The organism is Streptomyces hydrogenans, from assembly GCF_014656075.1.
Taxonomy (GTDB): Bacteria; Actinomycetota; Actinomycetes; order Streptomycetales; family Streptomycetaceae; genus Streptomyces; species Streptomyces hydrogenans.
Genome location: NZ_BNBS01000005.1, coordinates 115,185 through 135,721, shown reverse-complemented (window position 1 = coordinate 135,721; position 20,537 = coordinate 115,185). Strand labels below are relative to the sequence as shown.

The following is a 20,537-nucleotide window of genomic DNA, read 5'->3' as shown; positions in this document are numbered from 1 at the left end:
GACCTCCTCCGCCGCGCGCGTCTGCTGCTCATACAGCGTGCGTCGGCGGCTCGCGTTCCCGGTCGCCTTCTGGGCAGCGAGCATGGCCCCGCCTTCGGATGCCCCCACAGCCACCGGCCGACGGCGAGCCCCGCAGCAGCGCGAGCCGGAGCAGGCGACGCATGCCATCACTCCGGCGTCCCGGTGCCCGGTCGGCCGGCGCCGTCGGCTGCGGTGTCGACGCAGCGGGACGACCAGACCGACGGGGCTGCTCCCCGCGGTGCGACGGAGCAGGTGAGCCGTCTCCACGAAGTTCGACTCGTCTGCTGGACCGCGCATCAGGTGAAACGCACGGTCAACCTCTTGTCCGGCGCGTTCGACTCGTCTTCCTTGGCGGCCCGGGCCAGTACGGATGCGATGGCCTCGAACGCTTCGTCGCCCATGCGGCCACGACTGACTTCGGCGTTCTCCCAGACGATCTCGACCGGGCGCTCGACATCCCTGCTCAGGCGGTCCCACAGGGCAGGCAGGTTGTGTCCGTAGTACGGACCGAAGTCGAGAGGCCCGGCAAGAACCCGATGCAGGTCCGCCTGGCTTCCGATGTGTGCCCCGTCAATGGTGACGCGCATGGTCTCCTCCACCCCTTCGACCCGCCAAGCGACTCTACGAACACCCCGACGCCCCTGCGGGCCTCGCGCCCCGAACTCTGACAGTCGGACTTCGCCGAGACAAACCGCCACCGGTCGAACTCCAGCACCGAGACCCGTCAAACCTCGGCGAGACAGGACAGCGGGGTTCCCTGATCGGCCCGGCGGGCACGGGGGGACGTCACCTGAGTACGCGTACTCAGGTGCGCGAAGCCGACGCAGTGGAACCGTGACGGCATGGATGCCTCCTCACCCGCGCCGGATCCTCTCCTCCTACCGCCCGTCATCACCGGGCTGGTTCTGCTCCTCGTCCTCGTGGTGCTGCGCGGCGTCGGCCTGGTGCTCTTCTCCCGCCATCGGTGCAAGGGGAGGAACATCAGCGCGGACTCCGACACGCCGGGCGAAGCGATCGCCTCCCGGCTCGCGCACATCGGTGAGGACCTGTTCCGCTGGACCGGGAGAGCGGCAGCGCTGGTCTTCGTGGCGACGGCTCTGTGGGCGCTCACCGTTCACGTGGTCGGTCGGCGCGGCTGAATCGGGTGGCAGCGGGTGGGGCGTCCGGCTGAAGGACGCGGCACCACCGACACGGGTGGCTGCGGCGGCTCCCGGAGAGCCGGCCAAGTCCCTTGCATGAAGCGGGGGCTGGAGGTACCGGGCAGCGGCGTAGGCTCGTCCCCCATGTGCACCGAAGTCATCAGTGAGGCCGAGGCGTGACCGGCACCACGGAGGCCCTGGGCGGGTCGGTCGCCGTCGACCACGCGGTGCGCGACGTCACGCGCCCGTTCTACGTCTACGCCGTGCTCGCCAACTCGTTGTTCCAGCGCGGCGTCTTCGTCATCTTCCTCTACCAGCGCGGCTTCTCCGCCGCGCAAGTGGCGCTCCTGCAGACATTGTTGTACCTGGTCAGCGGAGTCGCGGAGTTGCCGACGGGAGTCATCGCCGACCGCGTCGGCCGGCGTGCGAGCATCGTGATCGGCCAGCTGCTGATCGCCGGATGCCTGCTCGGTCAGGTGGCGTCGGACCGCTACTGGGTCTTCCTGGCGCTGTTCGTCGGGCAGGGCGTGGGCATGGCATGCGTATCCGGTTCGGACACCGCCCTGCTGTACGACCTGCTCGTGCGTCGTGGCGCGACGGCCGGCTACGTCAGGATCAGGTCCCGGTTCACCATGCTCGGGACGGTCACCTCGGGAGCCGCCATCGTCCTCGGCGGCCAACTGCAGCAGATCTCCTGGGGAGTCGTCTACGTCGCCTCGGCCGCCTGCCTCGTCCTGGCGGTGGTGGTGCTGAGGTCGGGGGTGCCCGAGATCCGCGGCGCGGACGCGGTCGACGAGCGGGACGGAGCCGAAGAGGGACACGGCGACGCCACGGCGTGGCGGGCGATGCTCCGGGTCGCCACGCCGGCGCTCGTGACGCTGGTCGTGGTGTCCGGGCTGATGCACGCGACCTTGACGCCGTACATCATCTTCACGCAGAAGACGCTCTCCGATCAGGGCGCGGGCACCGCATGGGTCAGCGTGGTCATATCGGCGGGATTCCTCGCCGGCGGGCTCACCCCGCTGCTGTCGGAGCGCGCGGACCGGCGCATCGGGTACCGGATGGTCGTCCCCGTGGCGCTCCTGACCCTCGCCGCGGCACTCGGCCTGACCGGGCTCGGCCTCGTCTGGGTCACCATCGCCGCGTTCCTGCTCCTGGTCGGGATTCCCGAGGTCGCCGCCGTGCTCGTCGACAACGCGTTCAACGAGGCCGTACCGTCCCGCCACCGGGCGAGCCTGCTGTCGATGATCGCGTTCGTGGAGTCGGCGCTCATCGGCGTCGGCTACCTCGTCCTCGGCGCGCTCATGGACGGCCTGGGCTCCAGCGCGGGCATGGCCGCCTACGCCGCCGTCCCCGTGCTGGCATGCCTCCTGTGGCTCCCGGTGCTCGTCCGAGGAGCGCGGGTGAGCCCCGGGCCCAAGAACCCCCCCGACCGGAAGGCACCCTGAACCGGCCCAGCCCCTCGGGCACCGGTCCTGCCATGGGAGGGAGGCGCTCCGCTCCGGGAAAAGGGCTCGCGAGGCCGATGAGGCGGATGACAGGGTGCGGCACATGGCCCCCCAGCATCAGATCCGTGCCGACTACGACGCTCGCACGATCGTGGTCTACCAGGCGTACGCGCCCGCCATCGCCGACGCGGCACTGCGGGCGGGCCGCTTCGTCGCGCCGTTCTCCTTCCAGAGGATGACGTGGATCAAGCCGTCGTTCACGTGGCTGATGCACCGGAGCAACTGGGCCCGCAAACCCGGTCAGGAGCGCGTCCTCGCGGTGCGGATGACGCGCGAGGGCTGGGAGGAGGCCCTGTCCCTGGCCGTGCTCACGACCGCGGACCCGGCAGCCGTGGCCCAGGCGGCCGTGCACGTCCAGTGGGATCCGGAGCGCTCGCCGCGTGGCGCGGCGCTCAACCACTACAGCATCCAGGTCGGCGTCGGCCGCCATCTGATCCGCACGTTCACCGACGACTGGGTCGTCAGCCTCACCGACCTCACCCCGCACGTCCGCAAGGCCGCTTCCCTGATGCAGACCGGGCACGCGGCGAAGGCCCAGCGGCTGTTTCCCGCGGAACGCCTCTACCCGCTGCCCGGGGCACTGGAGAAGCGCCTTTCCTCGGGCGGCTGACCGCCCACCGTCGCGAAACCGGGCCACGCCCTCACCGGCCGCCATCGGGTCTCGGACCGGACGCCGCGCCTCCCGCCGCCGAAATTCGATGGCGGACGTCGAGCGGTGTGATCACCCTGGTGCCGTGACAGAACCCCGACCCACGCACCAGATCCGAGCCCTCCACACGGACTCCACGGTCACCGTCTACCAGGCGTACCCGCCGGAGATCGGTCTGGCGGCGGCCCGGGACGGACGCTTCCCGCCCGCGTGGAAGCGGGACCGGATGACATGGATCAAGCCGTCGTTCCTGTGGATGATGTACCGCTGCGGGTGGGGCACCAAGGAAGGCCAGGAGCGGATCCTCGCCGTCGAGATCACCCGCGACGGCTTCGAGTGGGCCCTGCGGCACGCCTGTCTGTCGCACTACGAACGCGGACTCCACACCGACCACGACGCGTGGAGGAGAGAGTTGGAGCGGGCACCCGCCCGTGTGCAATGGGACCCCGAACGCGACCTGCGTCTCCAGCCGCTTCCTCACCGGTCACTCCAGCTCGGCCTCACCGGCGAAGCCGCCCGCCGCTACGCCGACGAGTGGATCGTCGCCGTCACCGACGTCACCGCGCCGGCCCACAGGATCCACGCCCACGTACGGGAGGGAGAACTGGACGCCGCCCGACGCCTCCTGCCGGACGAACGCCCCTACGCCGTGCGCGAGGAGGCCCTGGCTCATCTCCACCTCTAGGCAGTACCGCCCATCAGCGATGAGGGCGACGCACGCGCCGCCCTCATCGCTGAGCAGAGGACGCCCTCGACGACGGCCGGTCGGGCTCGTGGTGCCACCAGCCCGACCCTCGCGCCCGGGTCACCCGACGGGGGCGTCCTCCACGGTGCAGGTGACGGTGTCGGCGGGGCACCAGTGGGTTCGGCCGCCGACGAGGCGGAGCTGGAGGTCGGCGTCGCTCATCCCGGCCCGGTCGAGTGCGGCGCGCAGGGCGGTGGGTGCGGGATGGGGCGGCAGGCCGAGGACGCCGATCAGGACGACGCCGTTGCGGGCGTCGACGGAGGCGATCTGCCAGGCACCGGCAGTCGCCCAGCGCTCGGCGACGGGACGGGCGTCGGCGGCCAGGGCGCGGTCACGGGCCACGGAGACCGTTCCCGTCGTGAGGGGAACGGCGATGAGGAGGACGACGGCGGCGACCGCGACGAGGGTACGGCCGTGGAAGGCGCCCACGGTGAGCCCTGCCGCGCGGGCGGCGTCACGGACGCGGTAGGCGAGGAAGACCAGTGTGCCGGTGGCGACGATCGCGGCGACGTTCGTGGCGAACAGAAGCGCCGACTCACCGGCGTCGTGGTAGCGGCCGACCGTGATCAGCAGCCCGGTGACGGCCAGCGGCGGGACGAGGGAGATGGCGATGGCGACACCCGGCAGCGTGTCGGAGATGTCGGTGCGGACCAGGGCGAACGCTCCGACCGTCCCGGTGGCCAGCGCCGCCAGCAGGTCGATCAGGCGCGGGCTGATCCGGGAGGACACCTGGCTGTTGCTCGCGAACGCGTCGGGCGGCGCGGCGATCCAGCCCAGCAGCATCCCGATCAGCACGACCGCCACCGCACCGCCGAACACCAGCAGCGCACTGCGCACGACGTGCGACCGGTCGGCCAGGACCAGGGCGAGGGCGGTACCGAGGATCGGCGTCATGAGAGGAGCCACGATCATCGCTCCGATGACGGTGGCGGTGGAGTCCCCGACCACTCCCGCGCTCGCGATGACCGACGCCAGGACCAGCAGCACCCAGAACCGCGAAGAACTGGGACCGCCCCACGCCCGCTCGATGAACAACGCGTCCGCCATGCGCCGGGCAGCCATCTCGTCCACTGCGACCATTTCGCCCCTTTTTCATGAGATACGGATGGATTCCGTTATCCCATGAGCGGCGCCGGACGAAGGCCCCGACAAGCCACCGCCCCCCGGCTTCCTCCCTCTCCCGGCACGGCCGCCCCGTCGGGGGGTGACGGGCGGCCGTGCTCGGACTCGCCGTGGTCGCCGTACGACACCCGCACCGCGACGGTGGCGGCACGCGACCCGACCCGACCGAGGCACGGGATGCGGGGGGCGGACGGCCGCGCGAGGGCGGGGTACCCACCGCTCCGGCGGCCGTCGAGGCCGTCGCTGCTCACCGGGCCGCACGGCCGTCGACGTCCCCCGCTCCCGGCCCGTGCGTCAGAGCGCGTCCGGGCCGCGCTGACCCGTGCGGACCCGCACGACGGTCTCGACCGGGACCGCCCAGACCTTTCCGTCGCCGATCCGGCCCGTGTGGGCGGCGCGGACGACGGCCTCGATGACGGGTTCCGCGTCGGCGTCCTCGACGACGATCTCGACGCGGACCTTGGGGACGAGGTCCACCTGGTACTCGGCGCCCCGGTAGACCTCGGTGTGCCCGCGCTGGCGCCCGGAGCCGCTGGCCTCGGTGACCGTGAGCCCGTTGATGCCGAGCTCCCGGAGCGCGGTCTTCACCTCGTCGAGGCGGAACGGCTGGATGATCGCGGTGATCAGCTTCATGCGGAGGGCTTCCTGTCCTTGGCGGGGGAGACGACGGGGGACGCGGCGTGCAGCGGCGCGCCGCCATGGCCGAGCACGCCGTGATCGTAGGCGGTCTCCGCGTGCACCGTCTGATCGAGTCCGGTCAACTCTTCATCGGCGGAGGCGCGCAGCCCCACCACCCGGTCGAGCGCCTTGCCGATCCCGTACGTGGCGAGGAAGGTGTACGTCGCCACGGCCGCTACCGCGAGGGCCTGCCGGCCGAGCTGACCGAACCCACCGCCGTAGAACAGGCCCTCCGTGCCGCCGGTCATCGCCGAGGTCGCGAACAGGCCGATCAGCAGCGTGCCGACGACCCCTCCGGCGAAGTGCACGCCCACGACGTCGAGGGAGTCGTCGTAGCCGAAGCGGAACTTCCAGGCGACCGCGTACGAGCAGACGACGCCCGCCGCGAGACCGACCACCGCCGCGCCCGGCATCGCGACGACCCCGCACGCCGGAGTGATCGCCACGAGCCCGGCGACCGCGCCGGACGCCGCGCCGAACGTGGTCGGGTGGCCGTCGCGCCGCTGCTCGACGAAGAGCCAGCCGAGCAGACCCGTGCACCCGGCGACCAGGGTGTTGAGGAGGGACGCGGCGGCCAGACCGTTCGCGCCCAGGGCCGAGCCGCCGTTGAAGCCGAGCCAGCCGAACCACAGCAGCCCCGCGCCGAGCAGCACCATCGGCAGGTTGTGCGGCCGCATCGCGTCCTTCTTGAAGCCGAGGCGGGGGCCGAGCACCAGGCAGAGCGCGAGGCCCGAGGCGCCCGACGCGATCTCGACGACGAGTCCGCCCGCGAAGTCCAGGGCGCCCAGCGACTGCGTGATCCAGCCGCCGGGACCCCACACCCAGTGCGCCACGGGAACGTATACGAGAAGCGTCCAAACCGGTACGAAGACGAGCCAGCCCGCGAACTTGGTGCGGTCCGCGACCGCGCCGCTGATCAGCGCCGCCGTGATGATCGCGAAGGTCAGCTGGAAGGTGCTGAAGAGGAGCGTGGGAACCGTACCGGTGAGGCTGTCCGGACCGATGCCCGCCAGGCCGAGGTGGTCGAGGCCGCCGATCAGGCCGGCGAAGGCGTCGTCGCCGAAGGCGAGGGAGTAGCCCGCGACCAGCCAGACCACCGTCACCAGGGCGATCGACACGAAGCTCATCATCAGCATGTTGAGGACGCTCTTCGTGCGGACCATGCCCCCGTAGAACAGGGCCAGGCCCGGGGTCATCAGCAGGACGAGCGCGGTGGCGGCGAGCAGCCAGGCGGTGTCGCCGGTGTCGAGCCGGGGTACGGCGGCGAGGGGCATCAACGGTCTCCTCCGGTACGGGTTCGACGCAGAGCCTCACGGCGGCGCGTTTCACGACGCGTACACGAGCATTTCCGTCGTGTTTCATGTTGCGCGGTGATTGCGGGTCCCTCACGGCCCGGCGCGCGGGCGCCCGGCTCCACGCCGTCCTCAAGGCCGGTGGAATCCGGTGTTACAGTATTGCCGGATCGATCTCGATCGCAGGATTGTTACTTCCCGAGGACACCGTCTTCGTCGCCCACGCGACGCCACGACGGTGTCCGCTTGAGGGAAGGCAAGGCCTGGGTAGCGCCGTGTGCGCGACCCGGGCCTTTTTTGTTGCCCGGATCCGGGCGTGAGAGATCGCGGACAGACGCAGGACGGCGACAGCCCGAGGATGCAAGGAAGCATCATGAACACACCCGCAACCGGTCACGGCACGCCGGCGGAGCAGATCCTCCGCGGCGTCGGCGGTGCCGAGAACGTCGAGAGCCTCACGCACTGCGCGACGAGGCTGCGCTTCCAGCTCCACGACGGGGCCAAGGCCGACGTGACCGCGCTCGACGCCCTCGACGGCGTCATGGCCACGGTGCCGCAGTCCGGCGACCGCCTCCAGATCGTGATCGGAGGAGCCGTCGCACGGGTCTACTCCGAGATCATGAACCTGCCGGCCATGACGAACGGCGGCACGGCGCCCCGGAAGTCGGACGCCGACGTCAAGGCCGAGATGCGGGCCAAGAGCCGCGGCCGCCTCGTCTGGGTCGACAACTTCTTCGAGTACCTCTCGGACTCGTTCCGCCCCCTCATGGGCGTCCTGCTCGGCTCCTCGCTGATCATCGCGATCGCCTCCGTCCTCGACGCCCTCGGCGTGGTGGACTTCCGCGCCGCGGACAAGTCGGCGACCTGGGTGTTCGTCGACGCCATGTGGCGCTCCGTGCTCTACTTCCTGCCGATCTTCGTCGCCTACAACGCGGCCAAGAAACTGAAGATCGACCCGTGGGTGGGCGCCACCGTGATGGCCGCGGTGATGACCCCGAACTTCACGGGGATGCTCAACTCCAAGATCCCCGGCGTCACGACCACCACGAACGAGACGCTGGGCACCACCGAGTCCGTGGCGCACGTCTTCGGCCTGCCGATGCAGCTGAACGACTACGGCGGCCAGGTCTTCGTCCCGCTGCTGATGGTCGCCCTGCTCGCCCTGGTCTACAAGGGCCTCCAGCGCGTCTTCCCCGAGAGCGTGCACATGGTCTTCGTGCCGTTCTTCAGCATGCTGATCATGATCCCGGTGACCGCCTTCCTCATCGGCCCGCTGGGCATCTGGGCCGGCAACGGTCTCGGCGAGGGCCTTTCCTGGCTGAACAACAACGCGCCGATCGTCTTCGCGATCATGATCCCGCTGCTGTACCCGTTCCTGGTGCCGCTGGGCCTGCACTGGCCGCTGAACGCGCTCATGCTGCAGAACATCAACACCCTCGGCTACGACTTCATCCAGGGCCCCATGGGCGCGTGGAACTTCGCCTGCTTCGGCGCCACCGCCGGTGTCCTCCTGCTCTCGCTGCGCCACCGCGAGAAGGAGATGCGCCAGACCGCGACCGGAGCCCTGGCCGCCGGACTCTTCGGCGGCATCTCCGAGCCCTCGCTGTACGGCATCCACCTGCGCTTCAAGCGGATCTACCCGCGCATGCTGGTCGGCTGCCTCGTCGGCGGCGTCATCGTCGGCGTCCTGGGCGGCGTGGACACCAACGCCTTCGCCTTCACCTCGCTGCTCACCATCCCGGTCTTCGACCCGATGCTGGTGTACGTCATCGCGATCACGGCGTCCTTCTTCACCGCCATGGCCCTCGTGTACTTCTCCGACTTCCGCACCCCGCAGGACCGCGCCCGGGCCAACGCCGAGCGCGACGCCCTGGAGGCCGAGACGGTCGCCCAGGAGACCGCCGCGGCCGACGACCGCGAGCTCGTCACCGTCGGCGCCCCCGTGAGTGCCGAGACCGCCGCCGGGGCCACGAAGCCCACCACCTCCACTCCCACCCCCGCCCCCACCACGCCGGCCGAGACCACCCCGGTCGTCTCCGCCGGGAAGGGCATCGAGCTCGGCGCCCCGGTCGCGGGCCGCGTGGTCGACCTCGACGAGGTCGGTGACCCGGTCTTCGCCTCCCGCGCGCTCGGCGAGGGCGTGGGCGTCGAACCGGCCGACGGCCGCGTCGTCGCGCCGGTCGACGGAGAGCTGATGGTCGTCGCCGACACCGGCCACGCCTTCGGCATCCGCACCGCCGAGGGCGTCGAGGTCCTCATCCACGTCGGCATCGACACGGTGCAGATGCGGGGCGAGGGCTTCGACGTCCGGGCCGAGGCCGGCCGACAGGTCCGCGCCGGCGACCTCCTCGTCGAGGTCGACCTCGACGCCGTGCGCGCGGCCCAGCACCCGACGGTCACCCTGATGACCGTCACCAACACCGCGGAGCTCGCCTCGGTCGAGCCGCACACCGGGCAGGACGTCGCCGTCGGCGCACCCGTGGTGACCGTACGCCGGTGACGAGCGGCCACCGGCCCGACACGGGTACGCGCACCCCGCGGAGCGCGTACCCGCACGGGCACGGCCCGCAGCGGACCGGTCCGCATCGGACCGGTCCGCACGGCTCCGGCACGGCAGCCGCGGACCATGCGGGATCATTGGGGGAGAAACGGACCGCGGACGAGAAGGAGAGCAGGCGTTGAAGGCGCTGCGTGTCCTCAACAACAATGTGGTCCTCGCGCGCGACGACAAGGGCCAGGAGGTCATCCTCACGGGGCGCGGCATCGGCTTCAGCTCGCGCCAGGGCAAGCCGGTCGACCCGGCGCTGATCGTCCGCGTCTTCGTCCCGGCGGACGGGCGTGACCCCGACCACCTGAGCGAAGCCCTCGCCCTCATCGACGAGCAGGTCCTCAGGGCCGTCGTGATCGCCCTCGACGAGACCGGCATCGAGGGACGCGAGTCCACCCGGCCGACCCTCGCCATCGCCGTCGCCGACCACGTCGCCGGCGCGCTGGACCGGGCCGCGCGGGGCATCGTCGTCGAGTACCCGCTGCTCGCCGAGGTCCAGGCCCTGTACGCCACCGAGTACGCCCAGGCCCAGCGCCTCCTCGCGGCCATCAACGAGCGCGTGGACCCGCGACTGGAGCCCCCCGAGGCGATCGCGCTGGCGCTGCACCTGGTGAACGCGGGCTTCGCCAAGGGCGACCTGTCCTTCACGTACACGATGACCGGCGTCATCCAGCAGATGCTGGCCGTCGTCCGGGAACGGCACGGCCTGTCGGTCTCCCAGGAGTCCATGAGCGCGGCGCGGTTCATCACCCACGTGCGCTACCTCTTCGTGCGGATCCAGCAGCACCGGCAGCTGAAGGGCCACGAGTCCACGATCGGCCAGGGCATCCGCCGCCACTACCCGGAGGCGACCCGCACCGCACAGCAGCTGGCGACGGTCGTCGAGCTCCGCCTGGGCACCCACCTGAGCGAGGACGAGGTCTCCTACCTGGCGCTCCACGTCGCCCGCATGACCCTGGAGACGGAACCGGACGGCACCGCGGTCTGAGCGACACCCCCACCCACGGCCCGGAACCGAGGACACGCGCCCGCCCCGCGATCCGCCGGCCCGAGGACCGCGAAGCTCAGCACCGGGCGAAAGCGGCGGATGACGGCGGCCTGCACCGGCTTTCTGCCGCGCTCGCGGACGGCTCGGCGGGCGGGGAGAAGGCCACCACCCGCAAGCGCGAGCCGTGGATCACGTCTCCCGCTGCCCCCTGGCCACCCCGTCCGCGTCCGGTACGACGGCGCACAGTCGCCCAGCGACGCATCGGCCGGCACGAGGGAGAAACCGCCATCCGTGACCTCGGCGAGTGCGTCGGCCCCGCCGGGGTGGTTCCGGTGGGCCGGTTCGCCGTGCGGCAGAGGGCCACGAAAGCGGTGAAGCCGTCTTCCAGCAGCTCCGCTCCGGGGCTCGGCTCCGGCTCGGTGACCACGCGAACCAGCGAGCGCGGCCGCAGCGGTCGGGCCGCTTCGCCCGTGCTCAGTGGGGCTGGAGGTGTCGCCCCGCGGCGTACTCCCTACAGCGGGGCGTTCTCCATCGCCCAGCGGCGGAAGAGGCCGAGTACCTCGGTGAGGTTGCCCGGTCCGCACGCGGCGCGGAAGGCCATGTCGGAGGTCCAGGCCATGAGCCAGTCGTCCTTGCCGCGCTCGATGTCCAGGCGGGGGAACGCGTGCTCTTCGAGATCGGTCTCCTCCAGGTCGATGCGGACCGCCCAGCCCGGGTTGTCGAGCGTCTCGATCTTGACGCCCCACTCGTGCTCCCAGTCCTCATCGCACTGGGCGGCGTACCAACCCTGCAGCCAGTCCAGGACGTTCTCGTCGCCGTTCATGGCACGAGATGCTAGGTCAGCCACGAGACCGGGCCGGACAGGGCTGGCCGGCACGCCATGCCCCGGGACGGCCGTGCACCGGCAACCCTGCCCGCTCCTGCCACTCCTCGGACGGTGCCCTTCAGCTTCAGCCTGGAGGAGCGCCAGGAACGGAACAGGAGCCCTGCTGCCTGGGCGAATCCTGCTACAGACCCGGCGAGCCCGTCCGCGGCCCGCGGGGTCGGTTCTGTGGCGGGTGTCGTAGAGTCGCGGGCGGGCGGGCCGTAGCGCAGAGGTTGTCGCGCGCGGTCTCCAAAATCGCGAGGACGCCGGTTCGAATCCGGTCGGCTCCGCCTGTTCGGATGGCCCTCGGGGACGGCCGGTTCACCACACTGCCGATCGGCCGCGACGCCGCGACTGCTCCCGTGCAGGGAGAGACGAGCCTCGTCGAGCGAGGAGGCCAGCTGCGTCCGCCTACCTGCGCGCCGGCGCCCCGCCCTGGATCAGAATCCGTTGCCCCATCCGAAGGTGAGGTTGTAGGCGCGCTGGAGGGCGTGCCGGCCGCGGTCCTTGTCGGCGTAGGCCCACGCCAGTGCTGCGGAGAACCAGAGCAGGAAGATTCCGCCCAGGACGCACAGGGCGACCGTCTGGTGGTTCCAGCCGAGGAGCGCGAGGAGGGCGGCCACGACGGCCGCTCCGATGTGGGCTCCACCGGAGTCCAGGCGCGCGGTCCTGCGGGACTCCCCGCGTCTGGCGCGTTCCGCGGCGAAGCGTTCCTCTCGTACGGACTGCGGTTCGTTCTCGTCGAAGCGCATCTCATCCCCCTCGGGCATCCGAAGCTGACGGCCCGGGGCGGCTCCCGGGACCGGGGTCGGGCGAACTGACGGTGCGTACGACCCGTGGCGTGGACGTACGCGTCACGACGAGCCCCCGCCCAGCAGGAGTTGGGCGGCGGGCTGACACGGCTTTCCCGCGGCGGCGGCGCGCTGTTCGAAGCCGGGTGGGAGCCAGCCCCGCGTGAGGATGCGGGGATGGTGGGGGAAGCGGTGGTACGCGGCGAGGGCGAAGATCAGCGAGGCCCAGGGGGTGGCGAGACGCATCGTGACGGGGACCTGCGTGGTGCTGACGTACTGGGTCTGGAAGATGTCGGGTGCGACCAGGTCGACGGAGTCCAGACCGGACCAGTACAGCATGATCGAGTCGGAGTGACTGGTGGGGTGGATGACGAAGGCGCCCAGCTTGCTGACGGTGACCATGCCGGGATCACCCGGAACCCAGCGCGGCTGGGCGTTGCGGGTGGCTTCTCTGCGCCGTGCGGCGTTGCCGGCCGCGTTGCCGAGCATGCTGCCGATCACGAACGACGTACTGCCCATGGCCATCATCTGGCTGTGGTGATAGCTGCCGTCGCCCAGGGCGCGCCAGCGTGCCGGCCACACGGGCCCGGTGACCAGCGGGCGGTCGCCCGCGGGGAGCGGTGCGGGCGTCGCCACGAGGGGGCGTTGGGCGATGCGTCCTTGGATGAGGTCGGCGATGATGTCGCAGGTGTGCCACAGGTACTCGTCGAATTCCGTCCACGGCGGCTCGCCCGGCGGGATGGGGTGCTGGGACACGGGCTCTCCTGATCGTGGGAAGTGCCGATGGGGCAGAGTGACGGGCGGGTTGAGCCGCCGGCTGTGGTGACCGAACTCCTTGCTGGGTGGGGACCGGATCGCGAAGCCCGGCGGGCCGGCGCGTGCGCGAAGGTCAAGACTACGCAGGGCTGTGTCAACAGCAGTGCGGATAAAGCCTGTTGGTGAGAGTCGCGCACCGAAAGGCGGCGTGATGCGGACCCCGGCGGTCGACGTTCGCCGCTCTCCGCCGTGCCGGCACCATGCCCGCCGGGGAGGTGACGAAGAACGCGCCTTGATTCATCGGGCGCCCGGTGCGGCCCCGCGCCTTGTAGCGGGGCCGGGGGCCCTCTGGCTCTGGCACGCGGTCTTCGCCCCGCCCATGCGGGCGGCCTCTTCGGCGCTCAGCCCAGCGCGCTGGAGGCGAAGGCCGGAAGAGTGCGTCAGGCCCCCGGAGCGGTCGGTGAGCGTGCTGCTCGCCGGTCGGGGGATGCCCTGCGGGGCGCGGGGAAACATGGGAGTCTTGGGCGCGCGGCAGAGAGCAGAGAGCATAGAGCGGTGAGCGCGGAGCCGTGCGCGGCGAGCGCGGGGCAGGTGCCGCGTCGGACCGCCGCCCGGCGGCGCGGCCCGGCGTCGGTTCGATCGCGGGAGACGGGACGGAGGTCGGGGTGGAGGAGCCTGTGTCGCCCACCCTTTGGGCTCCCGGCCAGACCGTCGACGGCCGCTATCGGGTGATCGGGGAGCTGGGGCGCGGCGGCATGGGCGTCGTCCATCGGGTCCGGCATCTGGCCTGGGGCATCGACCTGGCGGTCAAGAGCCCGCGGCCCGAGCTGTTCCAAGTCCCGGACGAGGAAGCGCTGTTCGTCAGGGAGGCCGAGACCTGGGTGGCGCTCGGACTGCATCCGAACGTCTGCGCCTGTCACTACGTGCGCGTGATCGAGGGCGTCCCCCGCGTGTTCGTCGAGTACGTGGACGGCGGCAGCCTCGCCGAGTGGATCCGTGACGGCCGCCTCTACGCCGGGGACGCCCGTGAGGCCCTCGCGCGGGTCCTCGACGTCGCGGCACAGATGGCCCGGGGGCTCGAGCACGCTCACGACAAGGGCCTGGTGCACCAGGACGTGAAGCCGGCCAACGTGCTGCTCGACGGCGCGGGGACCGCGAAGATCACCGACTTCGGACTCGCCCGGTCCGGACGCGCCATGCCCCCGGCGGGGTCGGCCGTCCTCGACGGGGCGCGGGAAGCCAGCGTCCTGGTGCCGACGGGTGGCATGACGCTCGCCTACGCCTCTCCGGAGCAACTCGCCGGAGAGCCCGTGGGCCGGCGCAGCGACGTCCACAGTTTCGCGGTCTCGGTCCTGGAGATGGTCACCGGCGGTGTGCGCTGGCGGTACGGATCGGTCGCCGGGTCCGTCCTGGACGAGTTCCTGGCGGACCCTTCGAACCCGGTCACCGCTCCACCGGAACTCGGCGCCCTGTTGCGTCGGTGCCTGCGCCCGCACGCGGCGGGACGGCCCGCTTCCATGGCGGACATCGCCGAGGTGATCAGCGGGATCCACGAGACGGCGACCGGCTCCCCGTACCGCCGTCCCGTTCCGCGCGAGGCGCGACTGCGCGCCGACGAGCTGAACAACCGGGCCCTGTCCCTGCTCGACCTGGGCCGCGAGGACGACGCGGCCGCGGCGCTCGCGGAGGCGCTGCGCGCCGACCCCCGGAACATCCGCGTCGTCTACAACGACGAACTGCTGCGCTGGCGTCGCGGCGCGCGCACGGACGAGGAGGTGATCACGCGTGTCGAACGTGCCCGGCAGGACACCGGTGACACCCCGGAGGCGCGCCGACTGCTCGCCCAGGTCCAGTTGGAACGCGGTGAACTGCGCGCGGCCCGCGAGCTGTTGGCGCACGTCGACCGCGAACTGCCCGACGAGCAGGGTGTCGAGGCGGCGCTGCGGTCGACCGGATCCGCGGCGGCCGGTCACGCGCGCCTCACCGCGGTCTGGAACGTCCCCTGGCCGGCCCGGCCGCTGAACGACCTGTGGCACCCGCGGTCGGAGGGATTCGGCGCGTACGAATCGCTGCCCGTGGCACTCGCCGAGGAGGCCCGCCTCGCGCTGAGCGGATGTCCGGACGGTGCGCTGCGCCTGTGGGACGTGCGGCGCGGGCGGTGCGTGAAGACGCTCCGGGGGCATCGCCGCGAGGTGGAGGCGGTCGACCTCACCCCGGACGGCCTCCACGCGCTGTCGCAGGGCGCCGACGGGGTCGTGCGCTTCTGGAACCTGTCGGGCGGGTTCCTGACGCGCCTGTCCGGCGGCACCGCGTTGTACCGGGGCGAGCCGCGGCTCCAGGACCTGTCCGGGGTCGAGCGGGTGTCGAGCGCCCCGCACCGGCGGTCGGTCCGGCTCACCCCGGACGGTCGTACCGCCGTGGCCGTGGACGCGCGCGGCACGGTGCGGGTCTGGGACACCGGCGACGGACGGCTGCGGTGCACCCTCCCCGACCACCTGGACGGCGGGGGAGTGGCGGTGACCGCCGACGGCGCCCGGGTGATCGCCACCTTCTGGGAGAAGGACGCCGTCCATCTGCCCGTGGAGCGAAGGGACTTCGCCGCCCTGGTCTGGGACGTGGACTCGGGGCGGCGCCTGCACGCCTTGGACGGCCACGCCGTCATGCCGCAGGTCCTGTACGTCTCGCCGGACGGCCGCCGGGCCGTCACGAGCACGTTCGACGAGCTGGTGCTGTGGGACCCGCGGTCCGGGCAACGCCTGCGGACCTTCACCGGCGGGCACGGTGCCCGGGCCGCCGTCCTCTCACCGGACGGCAGGTTCCTCGCCTCGTCCGGTTCGGCGTCCGCCGGCGTCCGGCTGTGGGAGACGGAGACCGGCCGCTGCCTGCGCACCTATCGCGGGCACGACGGCGACGTCACCTCGGTGACGTTCACCGACGCCGGCCGGACCCTGGTGTCGGCCGCCGCCGACCGGACCGTCCGCGCCTGGTCGCTGCCGGGCGGCTACGTCAGCGCGCCCCGACTGAGCGTGCCGCACCACCACGCGGAGGTGAGCGGGGCCGGGGCCCGGGTGGACGCCCTGCTGGCGGAGGCGGAGGAGGCGCGGACGGTCCAGCGGTACGACCTCGCCCTCGAACGGCTCGAAGCGGCCAGGGCCACGCCTGGCTACGAGCGGACGCCCCGGGTGATGACCGCCTGGCGCGGCCTCGCCCGGCACACGCGCCGCACCGGCCTGCGGACGGCCTGGCCCGTCCGCGAGTTCACGCATCCCGGTGGGAAGAGCGGTCCGGTCGTCCTGTCCGACGACGGGCGGCTGGCCGCCACCGGCAGCTGGGACGACACGGCACGGCTGTGGGACGTCGACACCGGAGCCCTGCTGCGCGAGTTCACCGGCCACGCGGACCACGTGCCCGAGGTCCGCCTGGGCGAGGACGGCGACCGGCTGCTGACCGCCGACAGCGCGGGAACGGTCCGCCTCTGGCGGACGGACACGGGTGCCTGCCTCCGCACGCTGGCCTCCGACCGGCGTGCCCCCGCCGGCACGCCGCGGCCCGCCGCCGTCTGTCCACTGCCCGGGGGCGAGCGGGCGGTCGTCGCCACGTCGTACTCCATGCGGTGGTGGAACCTGCGGGACGGCGGCGTCGAGCGGACGCTGGAGGAGCCCGTCGCCCATCGCGGGGAGAAGGTCCTCGCGGTCGCGCCCGACGGCCGCACCGTCGCGGTCGGCGGCCGGGGCGGCGTCCGGCTCCTCGACGCCGCGGACGGCACGGTCCTGCACACGCTGACCGACCCACGGGCCCGGGACTCCCTCCTCCACGAGAACCCGGCACGGCTGTGCTTCACGGAGGGTGGGCGCCGACTGCTCGTCGCGGGGGGCATGGGCGTGGGCGCCGACGTCGTCCGCGTGTGGGACGTGACCACCGGTACGGCGCTCCACGAGTTCGCCGCCCCCGGCGCCTGTACGAGCCTCGCCGTCACCGCCGACGGCGACTTCGCCCTGTCCGGCGGCACGGGCTCGCACGTGCTGGCCTGGGACGTGCCGACCGGCCGACGGCTGCGGGCCCTCGACACCCACGCCGGACGCCCGTCCGTGGTGGGCCTCGCCATGACCCCGGACGGCCAGCTCGCCGTCGACCGCACCATGGACGGAACCTTGAGGGTCTGGCAGCTCGACTGGGCCCTCGGAGCGGGCGACCCGCCCGCGACGCGCGACCTCGCGTGAGCCCCGCGGAGCCTTGCCGGCCTGCGGGCACGGCTACCGGAAGCGGACCTGGACCCGGTTCAGGTCGAGGTCCAGGTTCCACTCCCGGTTCCGGTCCGGGCGCCGGAGGGGCGACGGTCCCCGGCGTCATGCTCCCGACGGAGCCTTGAGGGCCTTGAGCAGGGCGCGCAGGGCGGGCTGGTCGAGGGAGCTCTCCCGGACCACGGCGTGGATCGACCTGAACGGTTCCGGGGTGCGGACCCTGCGGACGACGACGCCGGGATGGCGGGCGCCCAGTCCCAGTCGGGGGATCAGGCTGATGCCGAGACCGGCGGCCACGAAGCCCTGAGCGGTGGCGTAGTCCTCGGACTTCGCCACGAAGCGCGGGCTGAAGCCGGCCGCGGCGCAGGCGTCCGCGATCGGGGCGCGGCACGGTCCGGGCGGTTCGCTCCCGACCCAGTGCTGGTCGGCGAGGTCGCCCAGGTCGATCGCCCGGTGGGCGGCGAGCGGATGCCCGGCCGGAAGGACCACCTGGTAGGCGTCGTCGAGCAGGTGGACGACACGGATGCCCTGCTGTTGTTCGCCGGTCGGCCGGCGGACGACGAGGGCGAGGTCGGCACGACCGTGCTCCACCTCGGAGAGCGCGTCGTCCGGCTCGGTCAGCCGGGGATCGATGGCGACGCCCGGGTGCGCCTGGCGGACTCGGGCGAGCGCGGGTGCCAGCAGGGTCGGTCCGACCGAGGCGAAGTAGTGCAGGGTCAGCCGGCCCGTGCGTCCCGCGCGCAGATCGGCCAGCGCGGTCTCGGCTTCGGCCAGTCGTGCGCCGATGTCGGCGGCGTACCGGGAGAGCAGCAGGCCCGCGGCCGTCGGCCGCACGCCGCGGCCGACCCGTTCCAGCAGTGCCGTCCCGGCCTCCTTCTCCAGGGCCGCCACCTGCTGGCTGACGGCCGAGGGCGTGTACCCGAGGCGGGCCGCCGCCGCGGTCACCGATCCGGTGGTGGTCACCGCGTGCAGCACCTGCATACGTCTCACATCGAGCATGTAGCCCAACTTAACAAAAGTGCAGAATCTTTTGCTTGTCCTTCCTGATGCCTCACGGGATCGTTCATCGCAGCAGGCCGGCCGACTCGCCGGCCGGCCGACCAGTCGACCGGAGGAGGCGCGGATGAACGGGGTCGCGGGCAGGGCGTCGGGATGGGCGCGGATCGGCGTACTCGCCCTGCTGTGGGGATCGACGTTCCTCTGGATCGAGCTGGCGCTGGACGCGCTGAGCCCGGTGCAGGTGACGTTCAGCCGCTGCGTCCTCGGGTCGGCCGCGCTGTTGGTCGCCTGCTGGAGTTCGCGTCTGCGCCTGCCGAGGGACCGGCGGGTCTGGGGTCGTGTCCTCGTGGCCGCCTTCTTCTGCAACGCCTTGCCCTTCGCCCTGTTCAGCTTCGGCCAGCAGAGCGTCGACTCGGGCGTCGCCGGGGTCCTGAGCGCGACGACCCCGCTGTGGTCGCTGGTGATCGGCGTCGTCGTCGGATCCGAGCGCGGACTCCGTCCCGCCCGGCTGGGTGGGCTGGTGCTCGGCTTCACGGGGGTCGTGCTGATCTTCGCCCCGTGGCGGGCGACGGAATCAGGCGGCTGGGCCGCCCTGGCCATCCTCGTCGCGGCGGCGAGTTACGCCGTCGGCTTCGTGTTCATGGGCCGCTACCTGGTCGGCAGGGGCGCCCCCACCCTCTCGCTCTCCGCGGCACAGCTCGTCGCGGCGACCGCGCTGACCGCGCCGACCCTGCCGGCCGGAGGTCTGACCCCGGTCGAGATCGGCCCGATCACGCTGATCGCCGTCGTGATCCTGGGCGTCGTCTCCACCGGAGTCACCTTCCACCTCACCTACCGGAACATCGCCGCCGAAGGCGCCACGAACACGGCGACGGTCGGCTACCTGCTGCCGGTGGTCTCCGTGGCCCTGGGCGTCGTCGTCCTCGACGAGGACTTCAGCCTTCGGATCGCCCTCGGGATGGCGGTCGTCCTGTTCGGGGTCGGCCTGGTCCGCCGACAGGTACGACCGCCCGAGCCGGAGACGGCACCGGAACCGGCACCGACACCGGAACCGGCACCGACACCGGAACCGGCACCGACACCGGAACCGGCGTCGGCACCGGCACCAGTGGTCAGCGTCGTACCCCGAGCGCCGGCAGCACCGTCTCGGCGACGCGGTACGCCTCCTCCAGGAGCGGGTTCCCGGACAGGATGAAGGTGTCCACGCCCAGGTCCCGGAACTCCTGGAGCCGGTCCACCACCTGCGCCGTGGAGCCCACGAGCGCCGTACCCGGCCCGGGCCGGAAGAGGCTCATCCCCGGCCACAGGTTGGGGTACGTCTCCAGCTCCCGCGCGCGGGCCGGCACCCGGCCGCCGTGCTGGCGGAACTGGCGCTGCCAGCCGACGCCCTCCTCCCCGGACCGTTCGCCGAGCTGACGGGCGTACGTCGCCTCGCTGGTCACGTCGAGGAGCCGGTCGGCGGCGGCCCACGCCTCGTCCTCCGTGTCGCGGACGATGAGGTGGAGCCGCAGGCCGATGCGGAGGGTGCGGCCGTGGGCGGCCGCCCTGGCCCGTACGTGGTCGAGCTTCTCCTTCAGCAGGTGCGGCGGCTCGCCCCAGGTCAGGTAGACGTCGACGTGTTCGGCGGCCATCTCGATGCCGGGGGCGGAGGAACCGCCGAACCAGAGCGGCACGTGCGGTGCCTGGACCGGGCGCAGGTCCCGGAAGGAGGCACCCGCGTTCTTGAGGTCGTAGAACTTCCCCTTGTGGTCGAAGACCTCGCCCGCGGTGAGCCGCTTCACGATCGACCAGTACTCGGCGCTCAGTTCGTACCGCTCGTCGTGGTCGACGTGCAGTCCGTACTCACGGAGGGAGGCGGTCGAGCCGTTGACGACGTTGAAGCGGAGCCGGCCGCCGAAGAGGTTGTCGAAGGTGAGCGCCGTCTTGGCGAGCAGGGTCGGCGAGATCAGGCCGGGGTGGACCGCGAGCAGCGGCTTGAAGCGGGTGCTGGTGGCGGCCGCGAGCGCCGAGCCCAGCGGCCAGACGTCGTAGAGGTCCGTGGCGAGCAGCGCGCCCGTGTAGCCGAGGCGTTCGACGGTGCCGGCCAGGTGCTGGAGGTAGCCGAGGTCGACGGGCCTGCGGCCCTCCGGCTCCCAGGGGTAGGCGCCTTCGCGCGGGATGATGTACCAGAGGACTTCCGGTGCCGGGGTCGTCAC

17 protein-coding genes and 1 tRNA gene are annotated in these 20,537 nt (G+C 72.2%); 9 read left to right on the top strand and 9 right to left on the bottom strand.

Annotated elements, in window-relative coordinates; genetic code table 11:
* Nucleotides 1-317 precede the first annotated feature (317 nt).
* Nucleotides 318-608: a barstar family protein gene (locus IE321_RS04225; protein ID WP_190221837.1), complete on the bottom strand. Its 291-nt coding sequence runs from the start codon at nucleotides 606-608 to the stop codon at nucleotides 318-320.
* Nucleotides 609-863: 255 nt separating this feature from the next.
* Between IE321_RS04225 and IE321_RS04220 the strand changes: the two genes are divergently transcribed.
* The 4 genes from IE321_RS04220 to IE321_RS04205 all read left to right on the top strand — a co-directional run bounded on the left by IE321_RS04220 (nucleotide 864) and on the right by IE321_RS04205 (nucleotide 4,002).
* Entirely contained in the window at nucleotides 864-1,160 is a 297-nt protein-coding gene (locus IE321_RS04220) for a hypothetical protein (protein ID WP_190221836.1), read from the top strand.
* A gap of 176 nt (nucleotides 1,161-1,336) precedes the next feature.
* A complete protein-coding gene (locus IE321_RS04215) occupies nucleotides 1,337-2,608 on the top strand; it encodes an MFS transporter (protein ID WP_190221835.1) in 1,272 nt (423 codons plus the stop codon).
* Nucleotides 2,609-2,711: 103 nt separating this feature from the next.
* A complete protein-coding gene (locus tag IE321_RS04210) occupies nucleotides 2,712-3,278 on the top strand; it encodes a DUF4291 domain-containing protein (RefSeq protein ID WP_190221834.1) in 567 nt (188 codons plus the stop codon).
* An 88-nt stretch (nucleotides 3,279-3,366) separates the two neighbouring features.
* Complete coding sequence (locus tag IE321_RS04205; RefSeq protein WP_190221833.1) at nucleotides 3,367-4,002, top strand: DUF4291 domain-containing protein; 636 nt, start codon at nucleotides 3,367-3,369, stop codon at nucleotides 4,000-4,002.
* A 120-nt stretch (nucleotides 4,003-4,122) separates the two neighbouring features.
* Here the strand turns inward: IE321_RS04205 and IE321_RS04200 are convergent, their stop codons facing one another.
* The 3 genes from IE321_RS04200 to IE321_RS04190 all read right to left on the bottom strand — a co-directional run bounded on the left by IE321_RS04200 (nucleotide 4,123) and on the right by IE321_RS04190 (nucleotide 7,136).
* Nucleotides 4,123-5,142, bottom strand: a complete 1,020-nt coding sequence (locus IE321_RS04200; RefSeq protein ID WP_190221832.1) for a DUF389 domain-containing protein — start codon at nucleotides 5,140-5,142, stop codon at nucleotides 4,123-4,125.
* Between the two features lie 336 nt (nucleotides 5,143-5,478).
* Nucleotides 5,479-5,817 carry a P-II family nitrogen regulator gene (locus IE321_RS04195; RefSeq protein ID WP_043220892.1) on the bottom strand — a complete coding sequence of 113 codons (339 nt, stop codon included), beginning with the start codon at nucleotides 5,815-5,817 and terminating at the stop codon, nucleotides 5,479-5,481.
* A complete protein-coding gene (locus tag IE321_RS04190; RefSeq protein WP_190221831.1) occupies nucleotides 5,814-7,136 on the bottom strand; it encodes an ammonium transporter in 1,323 nt (440 codons plus the stop codon). The genes IE321_RS04195 and IE321_RS04190 overlap by 4 nt, the downstream gene beginning before the upstream one ends.
* 391 nt (nucleotides 7,137-7,527) lie before the next feature.
* Here IE321_RS04190 and IE321_RS04185 point away from each other — a divergent pair, with 391 nt between their 5' ends.
* Nucleotides 7,528-9,654: a glucose PTS transporter subunit IIA gene (locus IE321_RS04185; RefSeq protein ID WP_190221830.1), complete on the top strand. Its 2,127-nt coding sequence runs from the start codon at nucleotides 7,528-7,530 to the stop codon at nucleotides 9,652-9,654.
* A gap of 178 nt (nucleotides 9,655-9,832) precedes the next feature.
* Nucleotides 9,833-10,690 (top strand): PRD domain-containing protein, encoded by an 858-nt coding sequence (locus IE321_RS04180; protein ID WP_190221829.1) that lies wholly within the window; start codon nucleotides 9,833-9,835, stop codon nucleotides 10,688-10,690.
* 511 nt (nucleotides 10,691-11,201) lie between these two features.
* Here IE321_RS04180 and IE321_RS04175 read toward each other — a convergent pair.
* Nucleotides 11,202-11,513, bottom strand: a complete 312-nt coding sequence (locus IE321_RS04175) for an immunity 53 family protein (protein WP_190221828.1) — start codon at nucleotides 11,511-11,513, stop codon at nucleotides 11,202-11,204.
* A gap of 258 nt (nucleotides 11,514-11,771) precedes the next feature.
* On the opposite strand from IE321_RS04175, the gene IE321_RS04170 reads away from it, so the two are divergent.
* Nucleotides 11,772-11,845: transfer RNA gene (locus IE321_RS04170), tRNA-Trp, on the top strand.
* 150 nt (nucleotides 11,846-11,995) lie between these two features.
* On the opposite strand, the gene IE321_RS04165 is transcribed toward IE321_RS04170, so the two are convergent.
* Entirely contained in the window at nucleotides 11,996-12,307 is a 312-nt protein-coding gene (locus tag IE321_RS04165; RefSeq protein WP_190221827.1) for a hypothetical protein, read from the bottom strand.
* Nucleotides 12,308-12,409: 102 nt separating this feature from the next.
* Nucleotides 12,410-13,102 (bottom strand): hypothetical protein, encoded by a 693-nt coding sequence (locus tag IE321_RS04160; protein WP_190221826.1) that lies wholly within the window; start codon nucleotides 13,100-13,102, stop codon nucleotides 12,410-12,412.
* Between the two features lie 677 nt (nucleotides 13,103-13,779).
* Between IE321_RS04160 and IE321_RS04155 the strand changes: the two genes are divergently transcribed.
* On the top strand, nucleotides 13,780-17,322 hold the full coding sequence (locus IE321_RS04155; protein WP_190221825.1) for a WD40 repeat domain-containing serine/threonine protein kinase: 3,543 nt from the start codon (nucleotides 13,780-13,782) through the stop codon (nucleotides 17,320-17,322).
* Between the two features lie 126 nt (nucleotides 17,323-17,448).
* On the opposite strand, the gene IE321_RS04150 is transcribed toward IE321_RS04155, so the two are convergent.
* Nucleotides 17,449-18,342: a LysR family transcriptional regulator gene (locus IE321_RS04150; RefSeq protein WP_190221824.1), complete on the bottom strand. Its 894-nt coding sequence runs from the start codon at nucleotides 18,340-18,342 to the stop codon at nucleotides 17,449-17,451.
* Nucleotides 18,343-18,466: 124 nt separating this feature from the next.
* On the opposite strand from IE321_RS04150, the gene IE321_RS04145 reads away from it, so the two are divergent.
* Nucleotides 18,467-19,537, top strand: a complete 1,071-nt coding sequence (locus IE321_RS04145) for a DMT family transporter (protein ID WP_190221823.1) — start codon at nucleotides 18,467-18,469, stop codon at nucleotides 19,535-19,537.
* Here IE321_RS04145 and IE321_RS04140 read toward each other — a convergent pair.
* Nucleotides 19,455-20,537: an LLM class flavin-dependent oxidoreductase gene (locus tag IE321_RS04140; protein ID WP_043220880.1), complete on the bottom strand. Its 1,083-nt coding sequence runs from the start codon at nucleotides 20,535-20,537 to the stop codon at nucleotides 19,455-19,457. The genes IE321_RS04145 and IE321_RS04140 overlap by 83 nt on opposite strands.